The organism is Streptomyces sp. HD (assembly GCF_028369295.1).
Taxonomy (GTDB): Bacteria; Actinomycetota; Actinomycetes; order Streptomycetales; family Streptomycetaceae; genus Streptomyces.
Genome location: NZ_JAQMYP010000005.1, coordinates 1 through 22247 on the forward strand (window position 1 = coordinate 1; position 22247 = coordinate 22247).

The 22247-nt window shown below is 70.3% G+C and carries 19 protein-coding genes; 8 read left to right on the forward strand and 11 right to left on the reverse strand.

Annotation, left to right across the window (positions count from 1 at the left end; genetic code table 11):
- Window positions 1-542: 542 nt before the first annotated feature.
- The gene (locus POF73_RS46150; protein WP_443049438.1) at window positions 543-716 is read right to left on the reverse strand and encodes a helix-turn-helix domain-containing protein; all 174 of its coding nucleotides are present in this window, start codon (window positions 714-716) and stop codon (window positions 543-545) included.
- A gap of 392 nt (window positions 717-1108) precedes the next feature.
- Between POF73_RS46150 and POF73_RS06325 the strand changes: the two genes are divergently transcribed.
- Complete coding sequence (locus POF73_RS06325; RefSeq protein ID WP_272113487.1) at window positions 1109-3316, forward strand: hypothetical protein; 2208 nt, start codon at window positions 1109-1111, stop codon at window positions 3314-3316.
- 27 nt (window positions 3317-3343) lie between these two features.
- Here the strand turns inward: POF73_RS06325 and POF73_RS06330 are convergent, their stop codons facing one another.
- Together POF73_RS06330 and POF73_RS06335 are read right to left on the reverse strand one after the other, a co-directional pair.
- On the reverse strand, window positions 3344-4066 hold the full coding sequence (locus tag POF73_RS06330; protein WP_272113488.1) for a DUF4386 domain-containing protein: 723 nt from the start codon (window positions 4064-4066) through the stop codon (window positions 3344-3346).
- Window positions 4063-4698 carry a DUF4386 domain-containing protein gene (locus POF73_RS06335; RefSeq protein WP_272113489.1) on the reverse strand — a complete coding sequence of 212 codons (636 nt, stop codon included), beginning with the start codon at window positions 4696-4698 and terminating at the stop codon, window positions 4063-4065. Before POF73_RS06335 ends, POF73_RS06330 begins: the two co-directional genes overlap by 4 nt.
- Window positions 4699-5269: 571 nt before the next feature.
- On the opposite strand from POF73_RS06335, the gene POF73_RS06340 reads away from it, so the two are divergent.
- The 4 genes from POF73_RS06340 (at window position 5270) to POF73_RS06355 (ending at window position 8959) form a co-directional block, all read left to right on the forward strand.
- Window positions 5270-5734 carry a hypothetical protein gene (locus POF73_RS06340; RefSeq protein ID WP_272113490.1) on the forward strand — a complete coding sequence of 155 codons (465 nt, stop codon included), beginning with the start codon at window positions 5270-5272 and terminating at the stop codon, window positions 5732-5734.
- A 212-nt stretch (window positions 5735-5946) separates the two neighbouring features.
- Window positions 5947-6378: a hypothetical protein gene (locus tag POF73_RS06345; protein ID WP_272113491.1), complete on the forward strand. Its 432-nt coding sequence runs from the start codon at window positions 5947-5949 to the stop codon at window positions 6376-6378.
- A 140-nt stretch (window positions 6379-6518) separates the two neighbouring features.
- Window positions 6519-7661 (forward strand): PLP-dependent cysteine synthase family protein, encoded by a 1143-nt coding sequence (locus POF73_RS06350; protein WP_272113492.1) that lies wholly within the window; start codon window positions 6519-6521, stop codon window positions 7659-7661.
- A gap of 5 nt (window positions 7662-7666) precedes the next feature.
- A complete protein-coding gene (locus POF73_RS06355) occupies window positions 7667-8959 on the forward strand; it encodes an MFS transporter (RefSeq protein ID WP_443049439.1) in 1293 nt (430 codons plus the stop codon).
- 269 nt (window positions 8960-9228) lie between these two features.
- Here the strand turns inward: POF73_RS06355 and POF73_RS06360 are convergent, their stop codons facing one another.
- Window positions 9229-10119 carry a PfkB family carbohydrate kinase gene (locus tag POF73_RS06360; RefSeq protein ID WP_272113495.1) on the reverse strand — a complete coding sequence of 297 codons (891 nt, stop codon included), beginning with the start codon at window positions 10117-10119 and terminating at the stop codon, window positions 9229-9231.
- A gap of 128 nt (window positions 10120-10247) precedes the next feature.
- On the opposite strand from POF73_RS06360, the gene POF73_RS06365 reads away from it, so the two are divergent.
- Window positions 10248-10913 (forward strand): glyoxalase, encoded by a 666-nt coding sequence (locus POF73_RS06365; protein ID WP_272113496.1) that lies wholly within the window; start codon window positions 10248-10250, stop codon window positions 10911-10913.
- A gap of 18 nt (window positions 10914-10931) precedes the next feature.
- Here POF73_RS06365 and POF73_RS06370 read toward each other — a convergent pair whose 3' ends face one another.
- On the reverse strand, window positions 10932-11438 hold the full coding sequence (locus POF73_RS06370; protein WP_272113497.1) for an ATP-binding protein: 507 nt from the start codon (window positions 11436-11438) through the stop codon (window positions 10932-10934).
- Window positions 11439-11582: 144 nt separating this feature from the next.
- Here POF73_RS06370 and POF73_RS06375 point away from each other — a divergent pair, with 144 nt between their 5' ends.
- Both POF73_RS06375 and glpK read left to right on the forward strand, forming a co-directional pair.
- Window positions 11583-12350: an IclR family transcriptional regulator gene (locus POF73_RS06375; RefSeq protein ID WP_272113498.1), complete on the forward strand. Its 768-nt coding sequence runs from the start codon at window positions 11583-11585 to the stop codon at window positions 12348-12350.
- 42 nt (window positions 12351-12392) lie between these two features.
- Window positions 12393-13907: a glycerol kinase GlpK gene (gene glpK, locus POF73_RS06380; RefSeq protein ID WP_272113499.1), complete on the forward strand. Its 1515-nt coding sequence runs from the start codon at window positions 12393-12395 to the stop codon at window positions 13905-13907.
- A gap of 52 nt (window positions 13908-13959) precedes the next feature.
- On the opposite strand, the gene POF73_RS06385 is transcribed toward glpK, so the two are convergent.
- The 6 genes from POF73_RS06385 to POF73_RS06410 all read right to left on the reverse strand — a co-directional run bounded on the left by POF73_RS06385 (window position 13960) and on the right by POF73_RS06410 (window position 21747).
- Window positions 13960-14937: an isopenicillin N synthase family dioxygenase gene (locus POF73_RS06385; RefSeq protein WP_272113500.1), complete on the reverse strand. Its 978-nt coding sequence runs from the start codon at window positions 14935-14937 to the stop codon at window positions 13960-13962.
- Window positions 14938-15549: 612 nt separating this feature from the next.
- A complete protein-coding gene (locus POF73_RS06390) occupies window positions 15550-16488 on the reverse strand; it encodes an ABC transporter permease (RefSeq protein WP_272113501.1) in 939 nt (312 codons plus the stop codon).
- Window positions 16475-17290, reverse strand: a complete 816-nt coding sequence (locus POF73_RS06395) for an ABC transporter ATP-binding protein (protein ID WP_272113502.1) — start codon at window positions 17288-17290, stop codon at window positions 16475-16477. The genes POF73_RS06390 and POF73_RS06395 overlap by 14 nt, the downstream gene beginning before the upstream one ends.
- A 30-nt stretch (window positions 17291-17320) precedes the next feature.
- Complete coding sequence (locus POF73_RS06400; protein ID WP_272113504.1) at window positions 17321-18427, reverse strand: ABC transporter substrate-binding protein; 1107 nt, start codon at window positions 18425-18427, stop codon at window positions 17321-17323.
- 354 nt (window positions 18428-18781) lie between these two features.
- The gene (locus POF73_RS06405) at window positions 18782-20743 is read right to left on the reverse strand and encodes an FAD/NAD(P)-binding protein (RefSeq protein ID WP_272113505.1); all 1962 of its coding nucleotides are present in this window, start codon (window positions 20741-20743) and stop codon (window positions 18782-18784) included.
- Window positions 20740-21747, reverse strand: a complete 1008-nt coding sequence (locus tag POF73_RS06410; protein WP_272113506.1) for an amino acid ABC transporter permease — start codon at window positions 21745-21747, stop codon at window positions 20740-20742. Before POF73_RS06410 ends, POF73_RS06405 begins: the two co-directional genes overlap by 4 nt.
- Window positions 21748-22247 lie beyond the last annotated feature (500 nt).

The following is a 22247-nucleotide window of genomic DNA, read 5'->3' on the forward strand; positions in this document are numbered from 1 at the left end:
GGGGGGGCGGCGGGCGGGGGGGGCGCCCCCCCCCCCCCCCCCCCCCCCCCCCCCCACGGCGCTCTCCTCGCTGCGCAGGGCCCAGGTTCAGTGATCGTTGGTATGCAGGGGCGCTTGGACGAACGGCCTGCTGTCTGGGGCAGGACGTGGCAGTGGGCGGCTGGGGCGGGCCTGAGTTCGAGGGCCGCCGGTGAATGGGCACGCCTGTGGGTTGAGCAACGGCGTGGGGTAGCGGCTCGTTGGCTGGATGCCGGACGGTGTAGGGCCGCTCCGCAGCGTGACCTGTGAGGGCCGCCACCCCTGGCCTGACAGAAGGACGAGCCGAGCAGTACCCGCACCTCGCGCCCGTGACGCCGGACGGCGTTATGGGTCATGACATCCAACTACCAGTAGGTTTCATGTGATCATCAATCCCATCACCGGCATCACCGACGTGATCCCCGTCGTCGAAGTGGTGGTCAAGTTTCTCGTCAACGTGATCGGCATCCGCGTCTAAGAACGGCAGACACGAATGGGGCCTGAACTCATGCTCTGGCCCCCCTTCACGCGCCCCTCTGCTGTCGGACCCATCGTTCAAGGTCGTCGCCCTTGAACTTCAGCTTGCCTCCGAAGCAGAACCTCGGTATGCCATGCCGACGAGACTCGCGGTACATCCACCGTTCGGCCATGTCCAGATATGTCGAGGCGTCGCTGGTCCCCATATACCGCCGTTCCATCAACACACTCCTCGCGCTGAACTGCTGGAGAGTACTGGCGAATTCCCACCGCACCCAGACGGGAGCTCCCCCTTGGGGGGCAGCTCCGAGCGAGCGGAGCACGGCGGCGGGCTGGTGCTGGGGCAGTGCCTCCTCGGCCGAGGGAAGTACGCCAGGTTGCCCGGGGCGGGCGACGGCTGCGCGTATTGACGGTTTGCGGTGGCGGGGGAAGCGTGGGGCCCGGAGCACGCGGGGGCTTGCGCCGAGGGGCGTCTGTGGTTCGTGAACGGGGAGAGCGCGTGGTCTGCGCAGGAGCCCGGCCGTAGCGGATGGCCGGCGCGCCTGGAACGTCGGGGCCGGGTGAGGCAGGGACGTCCTGGTTTTCGGCCGCCGACGTGGAATGGGTGAGGGCAATGGCTGGAATCCTCGATGTCACTGAGCATGCGGTACTGGGCCCGGATGTCGCGCAGGGGAGCGCGGCGCAGTCGTGGCCCGGGGGCGGGTACACGCTGCACCGGTACGGGCGGGTCAGCATCGTGGCCGTTCCCGAGGGGCCCGACGTCGATCTGGGAGGGCCGGAGCCCGGCGAGACGGACGGTCTGACCGGGGCCGAGGCGCTGGGTCTGGCGGCGCTGCGGCTGCGGGAGTCGGACGCGTACCGCGTGGCTAAGGAGAAGCGGCCACGAGCGGGCGAGACCTGGGACATGCCGGGCTGCACCACAGCGGGGGGCCCGCGGTCGGATTCCGGTGAGCTGGGCGCGGATGTCCAGCCGCATTCGACGAACAGTGAGTACCTGGAGGGGAGCGTCGCGGTCGGCATCGTCTTCGTGCAGGGGCCGACGGACGATCTGCAGTTCACCGAGGACGAAGTGGTCAAGGCCGTGGCCGAAGTGCAGGGCGGCCTGGGCTTCTTCGCCACGACCAACCCGCTCGCGGGCATCAGCTTCGTCTACGACATCCAGAACGTGTCACTGACCGTGTCCCCTGACCCGGACGCGGGCACGGAAGTGGACCCGGCCGTGCGTGCCGAGAAGTTGGAGGCCGTTTGGCGCGATCCGACGTTGGCGGAGCTTGGCTACAAGGCCGGCCCGGGTGGGGTCCGCTCCTACATCGAGGACCTTCGCCAACGCTTCAGTACCCGCTGGACGTACTGCGTCTTCTTCGCCAGGTACCCGCTCTACCACTTCGCTTACGCGGCCGTCGATCGCACCCGCGTGGTGATGGACTACGACAACAGCCTCTACGGGCCGGACAACATCGACACCGTCTTCGCCCATGAGACCGGGCACGTCTTCGGCTGTCCCGACGAGTACATGTCGGCAGTTCCTCCCTGCGACTGCGGTGGTTCCCACGGGCGTTATGGCCTCGTCAACGGAAACTGCGAGAGGTGCGCGGGCGGCACGGGCGCCGACTGCCTCATGAAGTCCAACATCCTTACGCTGTGCCAGTACACCCCCGGCCACCTCGGCTGGTCCCCGCGACTGCTGCTGCGCGACTACGGCTACGAGAAAGGGGGTTACCGGACCGACCGGCACGTGCGGACACTGGCGCGCGTGACGGCCAACAGGCGGCCGGGCATCTTCGGCTTCGCCGAGGACGGCGTGTATATGTCACCGGGGCAGCCCGGCGGACGCTTCGGGACGCCGCGACGTGTCGTGGCCGACCTCGGCTACGAATCCGGCTGGCGAGTGGAGAAGCACCCCCGCTTCCTGGCGGATGTGACCAGCAGGAGCGGTGACGACATTGTCGGCTTCGGTGATCAGGGTGTGTGGACCGCGCTGGCCATCGGGGACGGGACGTTCAAGGAGCCGACGTTCGTGATCGCCGACTTCGGTTACGAGTCCGGGTGGCGGGTGGAGAGGCATCCCCGCTTCATGGCGGACATCACCGGCGACGGCACCGCGGACATCGTGGGCTTCGGTGATCAGGGTGTGTGGACCGCGCTGTCGAACGGGGACGGGACGTTCAAGGAGCCGACGTTCGTGATCGCCGACTTCGGTTACGAGTCCGGGTGGCGGGTGGAGAGGCATCCCCGCTTCATGGCGGACATCACCGGCGACGGCACCGCGGACATTGTCGGCTTCGGTGATCAGGGTGTGTGGACCGCGCTGTCGAACGGGGACGGGACGTTCAAGGAGCCGACGTTCGTGATCGCCGACCTCGGTTACGAGTCCGGCTGGCGGGTGGAGAAGCACTCGCGCCTCATGGCGACCATCACCCGCGATCCGAGGGCGGACATCGTCGCCTTCGGTGACCACGGTGTATGGACCGCGGTCTCCAACGGCGACGGGACCTTCCAGGAACCCAAGCTCGTCGTCAACCAGTTCGGCTACGTCGCCGGAGGCTGGCGGGTCGACAAGCACCCCCGTCTCCTGGCGGACACCACCGGAGACAGTGGCCTGGCCGACATCGTTGGGTTCGGCGCCGAAGGCGTATGGATGGCCCGGTCGCTCGGCGACGGTCAGTTCGACACGCCGGGGCTGGTCAGGCCGCATTTCGGGTACAGCGCCGGAGGCTGGCGGGTCGACAAGCACCCCCGTCTCCTGGCGGACACCACCGGAGACGGGAAGGCGGACATCGTCGGCTTCGGCAACGACGGCGTATGGGTCGCCCGCGCGTGACGCGTCACGCGGCACGGAAACTCCCGCTCAGGGCGACGTCTCGGCCTGTACAGGAAGCCGTGAGCCGACGCTTCTGCCTATGGTCAGGAGCCAGATCATGAGGATGAGTTCGCCTACGCCGGTGAACACGGCCGCCTCGGCCGAGTACCCGGGGGAGAGGAAGGCACCGAGGCTGTCCACGAGATAGCCGAGCCCCGCGAGGGCCAGCAGGACGCCCAGCACCCGGGGTACGTAGCCCGACGTGAAGGCGAGGAACCCCAGCAACAGGAGGTGGACGCCGAAGAAGATGAGCCCGGCGTCCCAGATGTCGTGGAAGGCATCGATGCGCATGAGTGCTTCGGCGTCCAGTTGGTCCGCGCTGTACGCCCCCAGGGACTCGGCGTCCTGGGCCGGGGGCAACGCCCCGACGAGTTGGGTGACGGCGACGAGGAGCACGCCCGCGTAGGCGAGCCTGAACCAGGCCGCGAGCGTCGCGATTCCCTTGTGCGCCGGCTGGAAGAAGACCATCAGTGCCCAGGCCACCACCACGTCCAGGACAGCGACCAGGAACAGGGCGACCGTGCCGAAGCGGAAAAGCGCCTCGGAACCGCGGATGTCCTGGGCGGTGCGTGCCGCGTCGTCCTCGGTGACCAGGTTCTCCAGCACGCCGAAATTGGCGAAGATCGCCAACGGGACCATGGCCAGGATTCCCGTTCCCGCGACCAGAGCGGCATCGCGTACCGCCAGCGAGGTCCCGCCGGGCGGGGTCATCCGCGGGCCCCCTTGGGCATCGGCCGCTCATCACGATCGCCCGTGCCGGGCGCCGGCACGACGAGGCGGAATCCCTTGAAGATCAGCATCAGCGGAAGCACTGCTTCGAACAAGCCACCAGGAACGTAGAACGCGGCCCCGGCACCGGAGTTGATGTCCACGAGCCCCAGCAGGTCACTCGCCACTCCCGCCAGCAGAACGGCGTAGCCCACCAGTCCGAGTACCGAAAGCCACCGTGCGACCAGCCCGGAACGCAGCAGGAGGTAGGACAGGACCAGACCACCGGCGCCGGAGAACGCGTAGACCAGCAGATCGTAATCCGTCAATTCGTTCTTGCTCACGAGGAAATAGCACCCGACCGCAATGATGGCAGCGCATTCCGCGCACCTGAGAGTCAGATACCCGGCCGAGAGGAGCATTCCGTGCGGCTTCAGCACGGGGAACAGTGCGACGCCGATCCCGGCGACCGCAAGACCCGTGTAACTCTCCAGCAGCACGCCCGCGAGGAGCCGTCTCGCTCCGGAGTCCGTGCCGGAGAAATAGTCCTCCAGGAGCGAGCTGCCGACGGAGAAGGTCAGCGTCGACGAGAGGAACAGTAACCCCACCAGCACAGCGGTCTTCCTGTACGGCATGCTTTCGCCCCTTCCGCCCCAGCCCACCCCGGGGGGGCCTGGAACGTGAGCCTTGCTGCGCCCGGGCCACGAGTCGGCCGCCGCCGAGCCATCGAGCGACGGCCTGCTACCCGAGGAGTGTGCTTCTGGGCCCCAACTATCCTCCCTTTGCGGGCATACGCGCCGCCCGCGCGCGAGGAATCACCCTGGCCCCGCAGGTGGCACGCCAACGGGGCCGGCCGATGCACGACTCCCGGCCACCTCACCCCGTGGAGTGTGCCGCAGCCAGCGGAAACGACCGGGTGCCTCCCGGATCTCCTCGACGTGCGGCTGCGGCCCTTCCCGGTCCTCGGCGCCCGCGGCGAGTTGGACCGGTCCCGCTGCGCGACCGACTCGGTGAACATGCGGGCCCTGAAACCTTGACCCCTACTCCTGGGGGGAAGGGGGCGCAGGTTCAAATCCTGTCGTCCCGACCTGCGAAGCAGCAGGTCAGGGGGAGTGTCGGAGGTTTCCGGCACTCCCCGTGGCCATTTCTGGTGGTTGGGCGGCACATGAGCGAGGGGCATGTCCTGGGGTCCGATACGATCACGGCATGGTTACGGCTCGGTTGCCCTGGTGCGTCGGCGGGACCCGCTTTGGCGGGCGTCCGCTGCTGCGCGTGCTGGCCATGGCCGCCCTGCTGTTCGGCGTCCTCGTGACACACTGCGGGCACATGGAGAGCGCCGACGGGCACCTCTCCAGCAGCGCGGCGGACTCTGCGGCGCTGCCGGGTGACGGGGTTCTTCATCCGGATCCGGCCGTTGAGCCCGCGCCGCTCATCACTGGCCAAATCGACGATCACCGTGGCGGTCATGCGGCGTCGCATTCCGGCGAGCAGTGCGTGTCCGGGCAACCTCAGCAGGGTTATGCCGTGGCGGCGCCCTGCTTTGCGGCATGGGTTCGCCAAGCGACCGGTGTTGACGGGGCCTCGCCCCTGCGTCCGCCTGCCATCGGTCGGTCCGTCGACGGGGTGTCCCCAGTGGCCCTGAGGGCCGCCTCCGTGGTGCGGCAGGTCTAGGAGGGCGGCGTCATCCGACCGGCCTGCTGACTGTCCTGCTGACTGTCTGTCACCGGTTCGGCCGCTATCGCGCGACGAGTGTCGTATCCCATGCTCGTGAGGGGTCGTCACGTTCGTCGATGCCGTCCTGCCCCCACCCATGCCTGCGTCTCACTCCGCCCATGCCGGAGGCGAGGCAGCAGCGCGGAGGACTTGTGCCGACACACTCCCGAATGCCCGCACACGCGACATGGACCCCCCGCGGGGCGTCCCGGTGGCGTGGATTCGTCTCGGGGACCCGCGCCATCCTGGTGATGGTGCTGATGCTGTGCGCCGTCATTCACGGAGCGACCGAGCAGACGCACGCGTCGGTGTCCATGCCCGCCGTCTCGTCGGCGGTGGCCGCCGGCGGGGGCCATGGGGACCGTCACGGACCCCACGGCCCCCGCGACCCCCATGAGGCCGAGGACTGCGCCGCGGACGCGATTGTTCGCAATGCCTTCCCGTACGCCGAGGATCCTCCCCTCGACGCGATGGACGTGGTCGTACCCGCCGCCGGGGCCCTGGCGGCGGGAAGACCTCCCGTGCGGCGTGAGTCCCGCAGACGTCGAAGCGCACGCACCGGCCGAGTCGCGCTCGTCCGTACGTCTCGCTGGCGGATCTAGACCACTCGCTCGCAGCCGGCCGACCTCGTCGGCTGCCGCGCCCCCGTGGTGACGACGCGGACCGCGTGGTCCGCCTGCTCGCCGTGGACGCGAGATGAACCCGCACCGTGCATTCATCGAGCGAGAGTGAAAACACAGACATGCAGTCATTGACCAAGGCCGCAGTCCCCTCGGGCCGGGCCGCCCTCTCCGGGCTGGTGGGCAACACCCCGCTGCTGCGGGTGTCGCAGCCGCTCGCCCCGGCCGGACGTGGCTTCTGGGCGAAGCTTGAGGGGTTCAACCCCGGTGGTATCAAGGACCGTCCGGGCCTGCACATGGTGGAGCGGGCCCGGGCCCGGGGCGACCTGCGGCCCGGCGGACGCATCATCGAGTCCACGAGCGGAACCCTGGGCCTCGGGCTGGCCCTGGCCGGGATGGTGTACGGCCACCCGGTCACCCTGGTCACCGATCCGGGGCTGGAGTTGTCCATGACCCGGCTGCTCACCGCGTACGGCGCCCAGGTCAACGTCGTCTCCGAACCGCATCCCACGGGCGGCTGGCAGCAGGCCCGCCGTGAACGCGTGCAGCGGCTGCTGGAGCAGCACCCCGACTCATGGTGCCCGGACCAGTACAACAACCCGGACAACGTCGCCGCCTACACCCCGCTGGCCCTTGAACTCGCCTCCGAGACGGGCCACATCGACGTGCTGGTGTGCAGCGTCGGCACCGGCGGCCATTCGGCGGGCGTGTCCCGCGTCCTGCGCCAGCTCTACCCGGAACTGACCGTCGTCGGCGTGGACACGACCGGTTCGACGATCTTCGGCCAGCCCGCACGGCCCCGGCTGATGCGCGGCCTCGGCTCCAGCATCTACCCCCGCAACGTCGCCTACGAGAACTTCTCCGAGGTGCACTGGGTGGCCCCGGCCGAGGCCGTGTGGACGTGCCGTCAACTGGCCGCCTCCCACTACGCCACCGGCGGCTGGAGCGTCGGCGCGGTCGCGCTGGTGGCCGGCTGGCTGGCCCGGACCATGCCCGCCGACGCACGGATCGTCGCGATCTTCCCCGACGGCCCGCAGCGTTACCTGGGGACGGTCTACGACGACGACTACTGCGCCGCACACGGCCTCCTCCACGCCCCGCCCGCGCCCGAACCCGAGCTGATCGGCCGCCTGGACGAGAAGGAGGTCACCAGCTGGACCCGGTGCACCACCGTGATCGACCCCCTCACCCTGGGAGGCGCGGCACGGGACGTCGCAGAGGACGCGCCGGACGGCGGGTCCGACCTCGTGGAGGAGGGCCGGTGAAGGGGATGCTCACCCAAGTTCGGTCGTACGAACGCAGCGTCCAGTTGTTGATGGTGAACCAGTTCACCATCAACCTCGGCTTCTACATGCTGATGCCCTATCTGGCCGCCCACCTCTCCGGCACCCTCGGCCTGGCCGGGTGGATCGTCGGACTCGTCCTCGGCGTACGGAACTTCAGCCAGCAGGGCATGTTCCTGGTCGGCGGCACGCTCGCCGACCGGCTCGGCTACAAGCCGATGATCATCGCCGGATGCGTGCTGCGCACCCTCGGCTTCGCGACGCTCGGCCTGGTCGACTCGCTGCCCGCGCTGCTCGCCGCCTCCGCGGCCGCCGGGCTGGCCGGCGCCCTGTTCAACCCGGCCGTACGGGCCTACCTCGCGGCCGACGCGGGGGAGCGCAGGGTCGAGGCGTTCGCCCTGTTCAACGTGTTCTACCAGGCAGGCATCCTGCTCGGCCCGCTGGTGGGCATGGTGCTGACCGGGGTGGACTTCCGCGTCACCTGCCTGGTGGCGGCCGGGATCTTCGCGCTGCTGAGCGTCGTACAGATCCGCGCGCTGCCGGCCAGGCGGGCCGAGGGCGCCGGACGGCAGGAGACCGAGGGCGGTGCGGGCGTGCTCGCCCAGTGGCGCGGGATCCTCGCCAACCGGCCGTTCCTGCTCTTCTCCCTCGCCATGATCGGTTCGTACGTCCTGTCGTTCCAGGTCTATCTGGCGCTGCCGCTGGAGGTGCGCCGGCTCGGCGGCGACGGGGAGTTCGGGACGGCGGCGGTCGCGGCGCTGTTCGCGGTGTCCGGGCTGAGCACGATCCTCGGTCAGACGCGGGTGACGGCGTGGTGCAAGGCGCGGTACGAGCCCGGTCAGGCGCTGGTGCGCGGGCTGGCGGTCATGGGCTCGGCGTTCATCCCTCTGCTGCTGGCCGTCGCCGTGCCCGTACCGGAGGCAGGGATCGGGCGGTGGCTGCTCGCCTCGGTGCCGCCGACGCTGGCCGCGCTGCTGCTCGCCGTCGGCACGATGATCGCCTACCCGTTCGAGATGGACACCATCGTCCGCCTCTGCGGTGACCGCCTCGTCGCCACGCATTACGGGCTGTACAACACCATCTGCGGTATCGGCATCACCGTCGGGAACCTGGGCACCGGTGCCGCGCTCGACGCGGCCCGGGCGGCCGGGATGCCCGCGCTGCCGTGGATCTCGCTGTTCGCGCTCGGTACGGCATGCGCGGCCGCCCTGTACGGCCTGCACCGCACAGGCCGACTGGCGGCCCCGTCCGCCGCCGAGCCAATGCCCGCCACGGCCTGATCCAGCGGCCCTCCGGTCCGGGGGCGGGGCGCCGATCGGTGTCCCGCCCCTGCCCGGTCGCCGTCGCGGCGACGAGATGGTCCGTCGGATCGTCGTCGAGGTTGTCTCGCCGAGGGGGCCTGTGGCAGCAGGCGGAGGACACGTCCCAGTGCGTCGGACAGCGCGGTCGTGGTTGCCGGAGCGGTCAGTGGTGACAGTCGGGCGCCCGGATATCCGCCCAGGCGGACGAGGACGCGGCAGGCGACTCCCTGCCGTCTACAACTCCGCCGTCAGTGCATCCAGGCCCGGGTGCCGAACGAGGCGCACGCCCGTGACGCCACGAGGGCGGCGGCCCGCAGCGCCTGGACGAAGTCCTGCGAGGTCAGCTGCCCTCGGGCGGCGAGGTGATGGGTGAGGGCTCCGTGCAGGACGTCCCCGGCGCCCAGGGTGTCCGCGACCGGCACACTGGGCACGTCGACGGTCCCGCCGCCCTCGGGGCCGGCCCACACGAGGGGCCGTCCGCCCTGGCTGACCGCCGTCCAGGCCACTCCCTGCTGTCGGAGAAAACGCAGGACGTCGGTGGGGGTGCGGGTGCCGGGGGGACGGAAGTCGGCGGAACAGACGGCCACCTCGATCGACTCCAGCAGTTTCTGTGTGCCCGGCTTCCAACTGCCCGCGTCGAGGACGGTACGGCGGCCGACGGTGCGCGCGGTGCGGGCGGTGGCCGTGGCCAGTTCCATGTGGTGGCCGTCGAGTTGGACGATATCGCAGGCTGCCACCAGCGCGCCGAGATCGTCGGGCGGGGCCAGCCGGTGTCCGGTGGCGTTGGTCGAGGCGACGGCGCGTTGACCGGTGGAGGCGGTGACCATGATCGAGGACACGGCGGGCGGGTCGGTCGCGTCGGGCGCCAGGTCCGACACGGTCACACCCGCCCGGTCCAGGTCGGCGGTGACCGCGAGGGCCAGCGGGTGGGAGCCGATGGCGGTGAGCAGTGCGGCGGAGCCGCCCAGGTGGGCGAAGGTCACGGCCGCGTTCGCCGCCGGGCCGCCCGCGGCCACGGTCTGCTCGCGGGCCGTGAGTTTCTCGTCGGAAGCCGGGACATGATCGACGAGCTGGATGACGTCCAGTGTGCACAGCCCCACGAACAGCCCCTCGGGCCGCCTTCTCGCTCGCCGCTCCATGCGGGTGCCCCTCCTCTCGGCCCCCGTCCGTCGTCACGGTGGCGGGGGCGCCGACGTGTGGCGCGGAGCGGGTGGGTCAGACCGGTCAGGAATCGAGAAGCCCCGGATGCCGGGCCGCCCCTAGCGTGATGGTCATGGCAACCACCGAATCCACCAAGTCCCTCGCATCCGTCACCCTTGAGGTCGCCGACCCCGAGTCCGCCCGCCACTTCTACACCTCCTTCGGCGTGGACGCGCACATAGTCCTGCGGGCGTCCGAGGCGCAGTCCACCGGATTCCGCGGCTTCACCCTGGCACTCACCGTGTCCGGGCCGGCCACCGTCGACGGTTTCCTGGGCGCCGCCGTCAACGCCGGCGCCACGGTGCTGAAGCCCGCCGCGAAGTCACTGTGGGGCTACGGCGGTGTCGTCCAGGCCCCCGACGGGACGATCTGGAAGGTCGCGACCTCGGCGAAGAAGGACACCGGCCCGGACACCCGCGAGATCGACGAGATCGTCCTGCTGCTGGGCGTCGAGGACGTGAAGGCCAGCAGGCAGTTCTACGTCGGCCGGGGCCTGACCGTGGCCCGGAGTTTCGGCGGCAAGTACGCCGAGTTCGCCTCCGGCGACGCCGGCCCCGTCAAGCTGGCGCTGTACAAGCGCCGCGGCCTGGCCAAGGACCTCGGCGTCACCGCCGAGGGCACCGGTTCGCACCGCGTCGTCCTGGGCGGCACCGCCGGAGCCTTCACCGACCCGGACGGATTCGCCTGGGAGCCCGCCCCATCGCGTACTCCCGCTCCCGCACCGTCCGCGTGATGCCGCAGGCGATCGGCTTCAGCTCCCGCCGAGCTGCAGTTCCGCCCACCGACTCGTCCCGCCGGGGTGCACATCGACGCCGCACCGCGCCGCCAGCGCCGTGACGATGGCGAGGCCCCGGCCGTGCTCGTCCGGGTCGACGGCGGAGGCCCGCAGCTCCGTCGGGGTCGCGGGCCCCATGTCGGTGACCTCGACGCGTACCCCTCCGCACCGGTCCGCCCCGCTCAGGGAGAGCCTCAGCGTCGCCGGGGGCAGGGCGTGGACGATCGCGTTGGTGAGAAGCTCCGAGACCACCAGCAGGATCTCTTCGGTGAGTTCCGCGGCCAGGTTCCAGCCGGCGAGGACCGCGCGTATGTGCCGGCGTATGCCCGAGACGGCCCCCGGGGTGTGCGGCAGCGAAAAGACGTGATCGGCTTCTTTGCCGGGCGGGAATCCTCCGCCGGGCGTGGCCGCCCCACCAGGCGTGACCTCTCCGCTGCGCACGGCTTCCCCGCTGGGCGCGGCGTCGAGCTGCGCAGTGATCATGTGTCCTCCTCCTCGGGGAAGCCCGGTCGCCCACAAGCCGGGCGTGAAGCACGCTAAAGAAGGACATGTGAGCGGTCAACGAACTTCGGTCGGCATTACCGAACGAGGGTCCCGAATCGGGAAAAGCCGGACTACCATCGCTTCATGGCCGGCCCCGTCCAGTCGATAGAGCGGGCCGCTGCGATCCTGCGCCTGCTCGCCAGCGGATCCCGTCGGCTGGGGCTGGGGGAGGTGGCGTCGTCCCTGGGCCTCGCCAAGGGCACCGCCCATGGAATCCTGCGCACGCTGCAACACGTGGACTTCGTGGAGCAGGACCCGGCGACCGGGAAGTACCAGCTCGGGGCGGCTCTGCTGCACCTCGGCACCAGCTACCTCGACGTCAACGAACTGCGTTCGCGCTCCATCAACTGGGCCGACGCCCTGGCCGCCCGCAGCGGGGAGGCGGTCCGGCTGGGCACGCCCCTGGAGGGCAAGGTGCTCGTCATCCACCATGTCTTCCGGCCGGACGACACCCTGCAGACCCTGGACGTCGGCGCGCTGCTCCCGCTGCATGCCTCCTCGCTCGGCAAGGTCCTCCTGGCCTTCGGGGTCACGCCCCTGGACCTCGTGCTGTCGGCCGAACCCGAGGCGTACACCCGGCACACCCTGGTCCACCCGCAGGAGCTGAGCCGGGCGCTCGGTGAGATACGGGATCTGGGGTGGGGTGCGGAAGTGCAGGAGATGACCATGGGCGAGGCCGGCGTCGCCGCGCCGATCCGGGGGCAGGGCGGTCTCGTGGTGGGCGCGATCTGTGTGTCCGGCGCCGTCGAGCGGATCTGCGACACCAAAGGCCGGCCGGTGCCGGCTCTGATCACCGTGCTGCGGGAGGCGGCACGTGCGATCTCCAGAGACCTGGGCGCGGTCCGCTGGTAGGTCACCGGCACCGCCGCGACACATCGGAAGGCAGGGTCGATCATGGTTGACCGGTATGTGATGTCCATCGACCAGGGCACCACCTCCACCCGATGCATCCTGTTCGACCACGGCGGGCGGCTGGCCGCGGTCGCCCAGCGCGAGCACCAGCAGTACTTCCCCCGACCCGGCTGGGTCGAGCACGACGCCGTGGAGATCTGGCGCAACCTCCAGCGCGTCGTCCCCGAGGCGCTCTCCAACGCCGGTATCGACGCCGGGCAGATCTCCGCCGTCGGGATCGCCAACCAGCGCGAGACGTCCGTGCTCTGGGACCCGCGCACGGGCGTTCCCCTCGGCCGCGCGATCGTCTGGCAGGACACCCGCACCGCCCCACTCGTCGAGGAGCTGAGGGAGGATCCGGGGGACGAGTTCTTCGTCGAACGCTGCTGTCTGCCGCCGTCGACCTACTTCTCCGCACCCCGGATCCGCTGGCTGTTCGACAATGTCGACGGGCTGGAACAGCGCGCCCGGGCCGGCGAGGTGCTGTTCGGCACCATCGAGAGCTGGCTGATCTGGAACCTCACCGGCGGCACCGACGGCGGCCTGCACATCACCGACGTCACCAACGCCAGCCGCACCATGCTCATGGACATCCGCACGCTGACCTGGGACGAAGCACTCATGGACTTCTTCGGGGTGCCGCGCCCGATGCTGCCGGAGATCCGCTCCTCCGCGGAGGACTACGGCGAGGCCCGCGCACTGCTCCCCGGCGTGCGCATCACCGCGGCCCTCGGCGACCAGCAGGCGGCTCTGTTCGGACAGACCTGTTTCTCGCCGGGCGAGGCGAAGTGCACCTACGGCACCGGAAGCTTCCTGGTGATGAACACCGGCACCGACCTCGTACGGTCCGAGCACGGGCTCCTCACCACGGTCGCGTACAAGATCGCGGACCAGCCCACGGTCTATGCGCTGGAAGGGCCGATCGCCGTCACCGGCTCGCTGGTCCAGTGGTTCCGTGACCGGCTGGGCCTGATCCACAGCGCCCCCGAGATCGAGACGCTGGCGCGCACCGTCGAGGACAACGGCGGCTGCTACATCGTCCCCGCGTTCTCCGGCCTGTTCGCACCGCACTGGCGCAGCGACGCCCGCGGCGTCATCGTCGGCCTCACGTCGTACATCACGAAGGGCCACCTGGCCCGAGCCGTCCTGGAGGCCACCGGCTGGCAGACCCGGGAGGTCGTCGACGCCATGAACGCCGACTCCGCGCTCGCCCTGAAGCAGCTCAAGGTGGACGGCGGCATGACCTCCGACCACCTGCTGATGCAGATCCTGGCCGATGTGCTCGACGTGCCCGTCGTACGCCCGCTCGTCCACGAGACGGTATCGCTGGGCGCCGCCTACGCCGCCGGGCTCGCGGCCGGCTACTGGCCGGACCTGCAGGTCCTGCGCCGCAACTGGCACATGGCCGCCCAGTGGCTACCGGACATGGACCCCGAACGGCGGGAGTGGGAGTACGACTGCTGGAAGCGGGCCGTCGAGCGGTCGCTGGGGTGGATCCAGCCGACACGGCGCTCGTGACGAGTAGCGGGCCTGTGGCATGCCCGCAACTCTCCTTCTCGTCCGCGCCGGGTCAGCCGGCCGTCAGCTCCGGGTGGTGCTTCCTCACCACCTCGGGGTGGGCGCGGACCCAGCCCTTGAGCTCGTTCCAGCCGAACTCCGCGTACAGCGGGTTGCCCGGGTCGTCGGTGACGCCCGTCGCGTCCGACGCGCCGGGGAAGGGGAGGGGGGAGATGTGGGCGTCCAGGCGCGGGTTGTAGAAGAACGGCGCGGAGTAGCGCTCGCGGGCTCCCGGCGGGGAGACGACACGGTGGTTGGTCGCCTTGAGGTAGCCGTTGGTGGCCACTTCCAGCAGCTCGCCCAGATTCACCACGAACGCGCCGGGCAGGTGGGGCACGTCGATGAAGCCGCCCGCCGACTCGACCTGGAGGCCGGGCACCTCGTCCGTCAGGAGCAGGGTCAGGAACCCGTAGTCCTTGTGCACGCCCACGCCCTGGTCGTTGCCCTGCGGGGCGCGGCCCGGGTACCGGATCAGCTTCAGATGGTTGCGCGGGTTGCCGGAGAAGGCGTCGTCGTAGAAGTCCTCCGGGCCGCCGATCGCGCCGAGCAGTTCGTGCAGCAGGCGGTGCGCGACCCGGCTGAGCCGGGCCATCCAGTCCAGCGTGACCTCACGGAGCGCGGGCAGCGCCGGCGGCCACTGGTTCGGTCCCTCCAGCCACCAGTAGGCGGGCTCGTCCGGCTCGGGCACGCGCGGCGGGAGCTCGTTGCTGATGTCGAGCTGGTCGCGCCAGTCACGGCGGCCCTGGGTGTGCTCCTCGCCGATCCGCGTGTAGCCGCGGAAGTGGGGGGAGTTGAGGTTGTCGATCACGTTCCGGTCGAAGTCGGGGAGGGCGAAGAACTCGCGTGCGGTGCCCAGCAGCCGGGCCTGCTCGGCGGGGGTGATGCCATGGCCGACCAGCTGGAAGAAGCCGACGTCGCGGGCGGCTCGGTGGAGCGCCTCGCGGTCGACGGCGGACAGGTCGATCACCGGAAGAGAGGTGAGCTGAGACATGGGTGGCGTCCCTTGTACGTGAAATGTGCGGGAGGAGAGAGCCGGGTCAGCGGTTCTCGGCGTGACGGCGCATGCTGGTGACGCCGTACGGGTTCAGGTGACGGCAGCGGGCGAACTCGGGCCCGCAGGGGTCGTGGCGCGGTGGGGCCGGACAAGGGTGTTCCCTCGGAAGACCCGACGAGACAGTCGGCCGCACGGGACCGGCAGAGATCAGCCGTGCAGGGAAGGACAGACCGCGGACGACGTGCGGCAGTAGTCGACGTGCCGCCGGGTGATCAGCCGCGTACCCATGCACGCACTGTGCGGCGTCGCACCAGGTACCTGCATCGAAGGCCTCCACCCGTCCGGAACTTGCGGGCTCAACGTACGTTGTTCGCCCCAGTGAGTGTCAAGCGCACCCGGTGCGGGTCCGGGTCCGCCGGGACCGGGATGAACTGCGAGGTCGTCGCTGTTGCGAGAGGAGCCGGGGCCGGCCTCCAAGCCCCTTGACAGGGAGTGCACATGACCGTCCGGGAACGTGGTCGGCTGAACAAGAGGCTGCCCTTCTCGGTGACGAGAAGGGCAGCCTCGGTCGCGCCGGTGCCGCCAACGGAGGTGGCCGGCCGCGTCCGTTCAGCGGATGACCAGCAGGCCCCGGCTCCGCAGTACCCGCCGCTCCAGCGGGCTGAAGATCAGCAGGTCGATGGCGATGCCGACCAGCAGGATCAGGAAGATCGCCAGGAACACCTGCGGCATGCTGCTGTTGTTGCGCCCGTTCTCCAGCAACTGGCCCAGACCGACGCCGAGATCGGGCGAGGAGGCGATGATCTCGGCGGCCATCAGGGACCGCCAGGAGAACGCCCAGCCCTGCTTCAGACCCGCCAGATAGCCGGGCAGCGCCCCCGGCATCACGATGTGCCAGGCCTCGCGCAGCCCGGTCGCGCCCAGGGTGCGCCCGGCGCGCAGGAAGAGCGGCGGGATCTGGTCGATGCCCGAGACGAGGCCGTTGGCGATGGACGGGACCGCGCCGAGCAGGATCACGGCGTACATCATCGAGTCGTTGAGGCCCAGCCACAGCACGGCGGGCGGCACCCAGGCCACCGACGGCAGCGACTGCAGGCCGGACAGGATGGGGCCGACGGCCGCCCGGACGAACCTCACCCGGGCGACCAGCAGACCGAGCGGCGTACCGATGGCGAGCGCGATCAGGAAGCCGAGCAGGCCGCGTGAGACGGACGTCCAGATGTAGTCGAGGAGCGTGCCCTGGAGCCAGGCCTCGCGCACCTCGCCCCAGACGTCGGACGGCGAGGCCAGCTTGTAGGCGGGGGCGACCTCGGCCCACACCAGCAACTGCCAGACCACCAGCACCAGCGCGACAGCGGTGACGGGCGGCACCACCTTGCGAACCAGGGTCTCGCGCAGCGGCGTACGGCTGACCTGCACCGAGTCCAGTGCGTCGAGCCCGGCCTCCAGCCCCGCGAGATCGTGCGGGTCCTGCGGCTTCGCGGCCGCCGTGGAGCGGTCCTCGGTGACGTCGGCCTCGGTGTCGACGCCCTTGTCAGTGCTGGCCATGGCGGCGGATCTCCCCACGCAGTTCTTCGGTGATCTCGACGGACAGTTCGGCGACCGCGGTGTCCTCGATGCGGCGCGGCTGCGGGATGTCGATCGTCCACTCCCGGGCGATGCGGCCCGGGCGCGAGGAGAGCAGCACCACGCGCTGGGCCAGGCGCACCGCCTCACGCACGTTGTGCGTCACGAACAGCACCGACTTTCCCGTCTCCTTCCAGATACGGGTCAGCTCGTCGTGCAGCACGTCCCGGGTGATCGCGTCGAGCGCGGCGAACGGCTCGTCCATCAGCAGCAGCCGGCTCTCCTGGGCCAGCGCCCGGGCCAGGGCGACGCGCTGGCGCATACCGCCGGACAGCTCGTGCACCCGCTTGCCGTACGCGCCCTTCAGCCGGACCAGTTCCAGCAGCTCTTCCGCCTCCTGCCGGCGCTCCGCCTTGGCGACCCCGCGCAGCCTGAGCGCGAGCTCGATGTTCTTGCCCGCGGTCAGCCACGGGAACAGCGCGTGCTCCTGGAACATCAGGGCGGGCCGGCCGTCCGTGCCGATCGAGCCGGCGGACGGCAGGTCCAGCCCCGCGACCAGGTTGAGCAACGTTGACTTGCCGCAGCCGGAGGCCCCCAGGAGGGTGACGAACTCGCCGGGTGCGACATCCAGCGTGATGTCGTCCAGCACGAGCTGTTGTCCGCCGGAAGTGCCCGGCGTCGGGAAGGACTTCGAGACGTGCTCGATCCGGGCGGCATACGGCACCGCCGTGGTGTCCTCGGCGACCTTGGCGGTCGTGGCCGTCGTAGTGGCCATGGTCGTCATCTCCTGGGGACTCGTCGGGTGCGGGGGTCGCTACTTGACGCCGAGACCGGCGTCGTCGACCTCGTCCTTGCCCTCGGCCTTGAGGACCTTGTTGAGCGGTGCGAGGTCGTAGATGCCCTTCAGGTCGGGCTCCTCCAGCAGACCGGCCTTCACCGCGTGCTCGGCCTCGGTGCCGAGGGTGGCGGCCAGCGGGTCGTCCAGGAAGGTGATCGACTTCCAGGCCGGGTCGATGACCTCGGCGGGCAGGGCCTTGCCTGACTCCTCCTTGAGCGCCTCGTTGGCCGACGCCTTGGCCTTGTCCGGGTTGGCGTTGATCCACTCGTTGGTCTTCACCGAACCGCGCAGCACGGCCTCGACGACGTCCGGGTGGTCCTTGAGGAAGTCCTGCCGGACGATGATGTTCGTGATCACGAACTTCTTGTCCGGCCACAGGTCGCCCTCGTCGAGGAGCACCTTGCCGCCCTCGGCGACCAGCTTGGACGCGGTCGGCTCGGGAACCCACGCGCCGTCGATCGAGCCGGACTTGTAGGCGTCCGGGGTGATCTTGTTGTCGGTGCGGACGACGGAGACGTCGCCCTTGCCGCTCTCCGCGTCGACCTTCCAGCCCTGCTCGGAGATCCAGTTGAGCAGTGCCACGTCCTGGGTGTTGCCGAGCTGCGGAGTGGCGATCTTCTTGCCCTTGACGTCCTTCAGGGACTTGATCTTGTCCGGGTTGACGACGAGCTTCACGCCGCCCGACGCGGAACCGGAGATGATGCGCAGGTTCTTGCCGGCCGCCTTGGTGTAGCCGTTGATGGCGGGGGAGGGGCCGATCCAGCCGATGTCGATGGAACCCGAGTTCAGCGCTTCGATCTCGGAGGGACCGGCGTTGAAGGTCGACGGCTTGATCTTGGTGCCGCCGAGCTCCTTCTGGAGCAGACCCTCCTGGACGCCCACCAGAGCGGTGGCGTGCGTGAGGTTCGGGAAGTAGCCGACCTTGACCTCGTCGGCGGAGAGCTTCTTGGCGTCCGCCGCGACCTCGGTCTGCTTGTTGTCGTCGGTGGACTCGGCGCCGTAGCCGCAGGCGGTCAGCAGCAGGGGGAGCGCCGCTATGACGGCGACGGTGCGCAGGGTGGTGAGCGGTCTTGCAGCAGACACGGAGGTGTCCTCTCGAAGGTAGGGCGTTCAGGGAGGCACGGCGATGGCGGCGAGGAACCCGCCGAGGCGTACCGGCACACCACTCGCCCGCCGCCCGGACAGGACGGCAGGGGCGCAGCGGTGTGGGGGGTGTGGGGGGTGGGGGTGCGTCGGATTCCGCGGGAGTCTCAGACGAGCCGACAGATGGCGCTGGACGTACGGCCGAAGTCGATGTGGCGACGCGAGGTCAGGAGGAACGGTGACAGGTCCGTGCGGTTACGCGTGCGCATGGCGACCCCACCCCACAGATTCCTAGTTTTCCTACCTGGTTGATGGGGATCGTGGCAGAAGCTTGCTCACATCCCAAGGGGTTGTTCACATTGTGGACGATGTCATCTCTCCCCTTGAGAACGGCGAGCTCAGGGCGCTCAGCAGTGCCCGGGCCACCGCGTCGTTCTGGCGGAAGGCCGGGGCGTTGGTGCGGGGGCGGGCGAAGGCGGCGACGGCCCGGCTGTTCGTGGGGGCGCCCAGGGCGATGCGGCGGGGGTGGGGGCTGCCGAGGGACGGGTCGATGACGTGGGCGTCCGTGGGGGAGACCGCGAGCAGGCCGGAGCGGTGTGTGTGGGTGGGGTCGGCGATGACCTCCTCGGTGAGGGCGCCGGTCCCGTGCAGGTCGCGCAGCAGGGGGTCTTCGGTGCGGTCGAGGGAGGGGACCGGCAGATACGCCTCGATGAGGGCGGTGGCGTGGACGGTGTGACCGGGCACGGTGGGGCTGGTCGCGGTGAAGGTGCCGGTGGCCTCGTCGGTGCCGATCTGGACACCGGCGCCCAGGAAGTGGACGATCCCGGCCCGTGAGAGGGCCAGCAGCTGGCGCAGCCGGAAGCCGGGCGGACCGGAGGCCAGGAAGCTGAAGAAGCCCTGCCACCAGCCGTCGAGGTGCCCGGCGACCGACCGCGCGGTCAATCGTCCCGTGGCCACCAGGCCGGGCAGCTGCCCGTAGACGGACAGCAGGGCGAGGAACGCTCCGAGATCGGCGCTGAACTCCGGGTCCTCGTGGCGGTCCACGTCCCGGGCGATGTGGTCACGCAGGTGCGCCTGGAAGGCGTCGGGCGTCCGGAACGTGAGACCGTCCAGCGGACGGTCCAGGGCCTCGAAGTCCAGGCGGTCCGCCGGGTCGGGTACGGCCTCGGCGACGAGGGCGGCCATCTCGGCGTCGTACCAGCCCAGGCGGTCGTAGCCGGCGACGAAGTCCGGCCAGGGCAGGGCGGTGCGTTCCGGGTGGGCGTGGAAGAGCTCGTGGTAGTGGCCGAAGCCGATCTCCTTGGCCATCAGCGGCCACACATCGCGCCGCAGGTCCAGCGGACGGCCCTCGGCGAGCAGCGCGTCCACCGCCTCGGGACCGAAGTGGCGCGGCAGCGGGGGCCGCGGGCCCTGGAGCCGGTAGCGGGTCTTGGAGTGGTACGGCACCCCGCGCCGCGATCCGACGTGGAGGACGGGCTCGCGGCCGGACGGAAGGTAGGTGAGGGTGCCGTCGGACTCGGTGCGGAAGCTGCCGCCGCGGCCCTCCGTGAGCAGGGCCAGGAGATCGATGAAGGCCAGCCCGAAGCCGCGCAGGAGGACCTGTTCGCCGGGCCGCAGTGCGGACAGGTCGGCGTCGGCGGAGAACTCCGGCGGGAGATGGAAGCGGCCGTGGCGGCGGGCGAACGCGGCGTGGTCGCGGTGCTCGGCGACGGGCGTGGAGCCGATGTGGCCCTGGGCGAGGACCACCAGGTCGGCGGTGAGCGGCTTGGCGCGGCCGGTCAGGTGCACCTGCTGCGGGCCGTCCGGGGGACCGGTGACGGCGGTCGCGGTGGTGCGGTGCCACTCGACGGTGACCGAGGGCGGCAGTTCGGCGAGCGCCCTGCGCAACACCCAGTCCAGGTAGGCGCTCTGGGCGCGACGGCTGGCGAAGTCGGACCCGTCGAGTGCGCGTAGCTCGGCGAGCACCTCCGGGTCGGCGGGTTCGGCGTGCGGGGTGTGCCGCGGGCCCCGGCCGGAGAACTGGGCCGCCCACTCGGCCAGCGAGGGCCCCGGCCGGACCGGGCCGTCGATGGTGGACGACTCGTCGGTGAACATGGTGACGTCCTCGGCCATGGAGTTCATCCGCAGCAGCGCGGACTGCTCATGTCGCCAGACGCGTCCCGGTCCGGGCGGGTGCGGGTCCACCAGATGGACGCGCAACTCCCTTCCCTCGTCCCATAGTTCGGGAGCGTTGGCGGCGATGCGCTCCAGCAGGCCCGTGGCCCGCGGTCCCGCGCCGACGACGACCAGGACGGCCGTGGAGGCGGTGCCGGTCACCGGTCACCGCCGATCGCCGGGCGGGTGCCGGCGGATGTCGCCGCGGTCAGCCGCTGGTGTACGGAGGTCAGGTGGCCGCGCAGTCGCTGCACCGGAGTGGGTGGCAGGGCGCGGGAGTTGCCGCGGGCGTAGTACCGCTCGACGTAGAACTGTCCCGCGCTCAGCACCGTGGTGACCGCGACGTACCACAGGGTGGCGACCATCAGCAGCGGGATGATCTGATAGGTCTGGTTGTAGATCAGCTGCACCGAGTACAGCAGGTCGTGCACGGCCAGCACGCTGACGATGCTGGTGCCCTTGAGCGTGCCGATCAGCATGTTCCCGGCGGTCGGCACGATGGAGCGCATCGCCTGCGGGACGACGATCCGGCGCAGGGTGCGGCGTCTGCCGAGGCCGAGTGCCTGGGCGGCCTCGGTCTGTCCGGAGTCCACGGAGAGGATGCCGCCGCGCACCACCTCGGCGGCGTAGGCCGTCTCGTGCAGGGTCAGGCCGATCACGGCGGTGAGGGTGGGGCCGAGCAGGTTGACCGTCTTGACGGTGAGGAACTGCGGGCCGAACGGGATACCGAGGCCGAGCGTCGGGTACAGGGCGCCGATGTTGAACCAGAACAACAGCTGCACCAGCAGCGGGGTGGACCGGAAGATCCAGACGTAGCCCCAACTCAGCGTGCGCAGCACCGGGTTGGCGGAGAGCCGCATCACCGCGAGCACGGTGCCGAGCAGGAAGCCGAGCACCATCACCACGGCGGTCAGCCACAGGGAGAGCAGCAGTCCGTCGAGCACGGCGGAGGTGGTGAAGTACCGGCCCACCACGTCCCACTGGAAGGCGTCGTTGCGGACCACGGAGTTGACCACCATCGCGAAGAGCAGCAGCGCGACGGCGGCCGTCAGCCACCGGCCGACGTGCCGGCGCGGCACGATCCGCGGCAGGTCCTCGTCCGGGGCGCCGGGCGCCGGAGGGGACTTCGTGGCAGGGATGGACGTGACATCGGACGGCGTGACCATGGGGAGGCTCTCCGGGGGGAGGGGGGGCAGACGTGGGTGGGGCGTCGTCACGTCGCCGCGTCCCTCAACGCGGCCGGAGGGGCCGCCGCCTGGGGCGGTGCCGATCCGTGTCGATCGTATGTGCCCATGGCGCGGATGTGTCAACAGCGCCCGAGAGGTGCTGGTCGAGGTCGTCCGGCATCCGGGCGTCGCTTGACGGGGAGCACGATGTACTGCTCAATTAATCGCATGACTGCCCAGCAGCGCTTGGTCACGCGCGATCACATCGACTTCTGTCGGGTGTGTTCCGCCGCGTGTCGCGGCTGACTCGGCAGCGGGCCCTCTGACCGGCCCTTCCCTCCCTCGGTGACCCCGTCGCGGGCCGAGTTCTCTCTTCGCGCGCTGCCGCAGCACCGCCTTCCGCCTTCACCGACTCCCGGCGTCGTCACACCTGCACCGCATCCGTCGGCTCGCGCCTGACGGCCCATCACTCATACCTGTGCACACGGCAGTTGATTCCT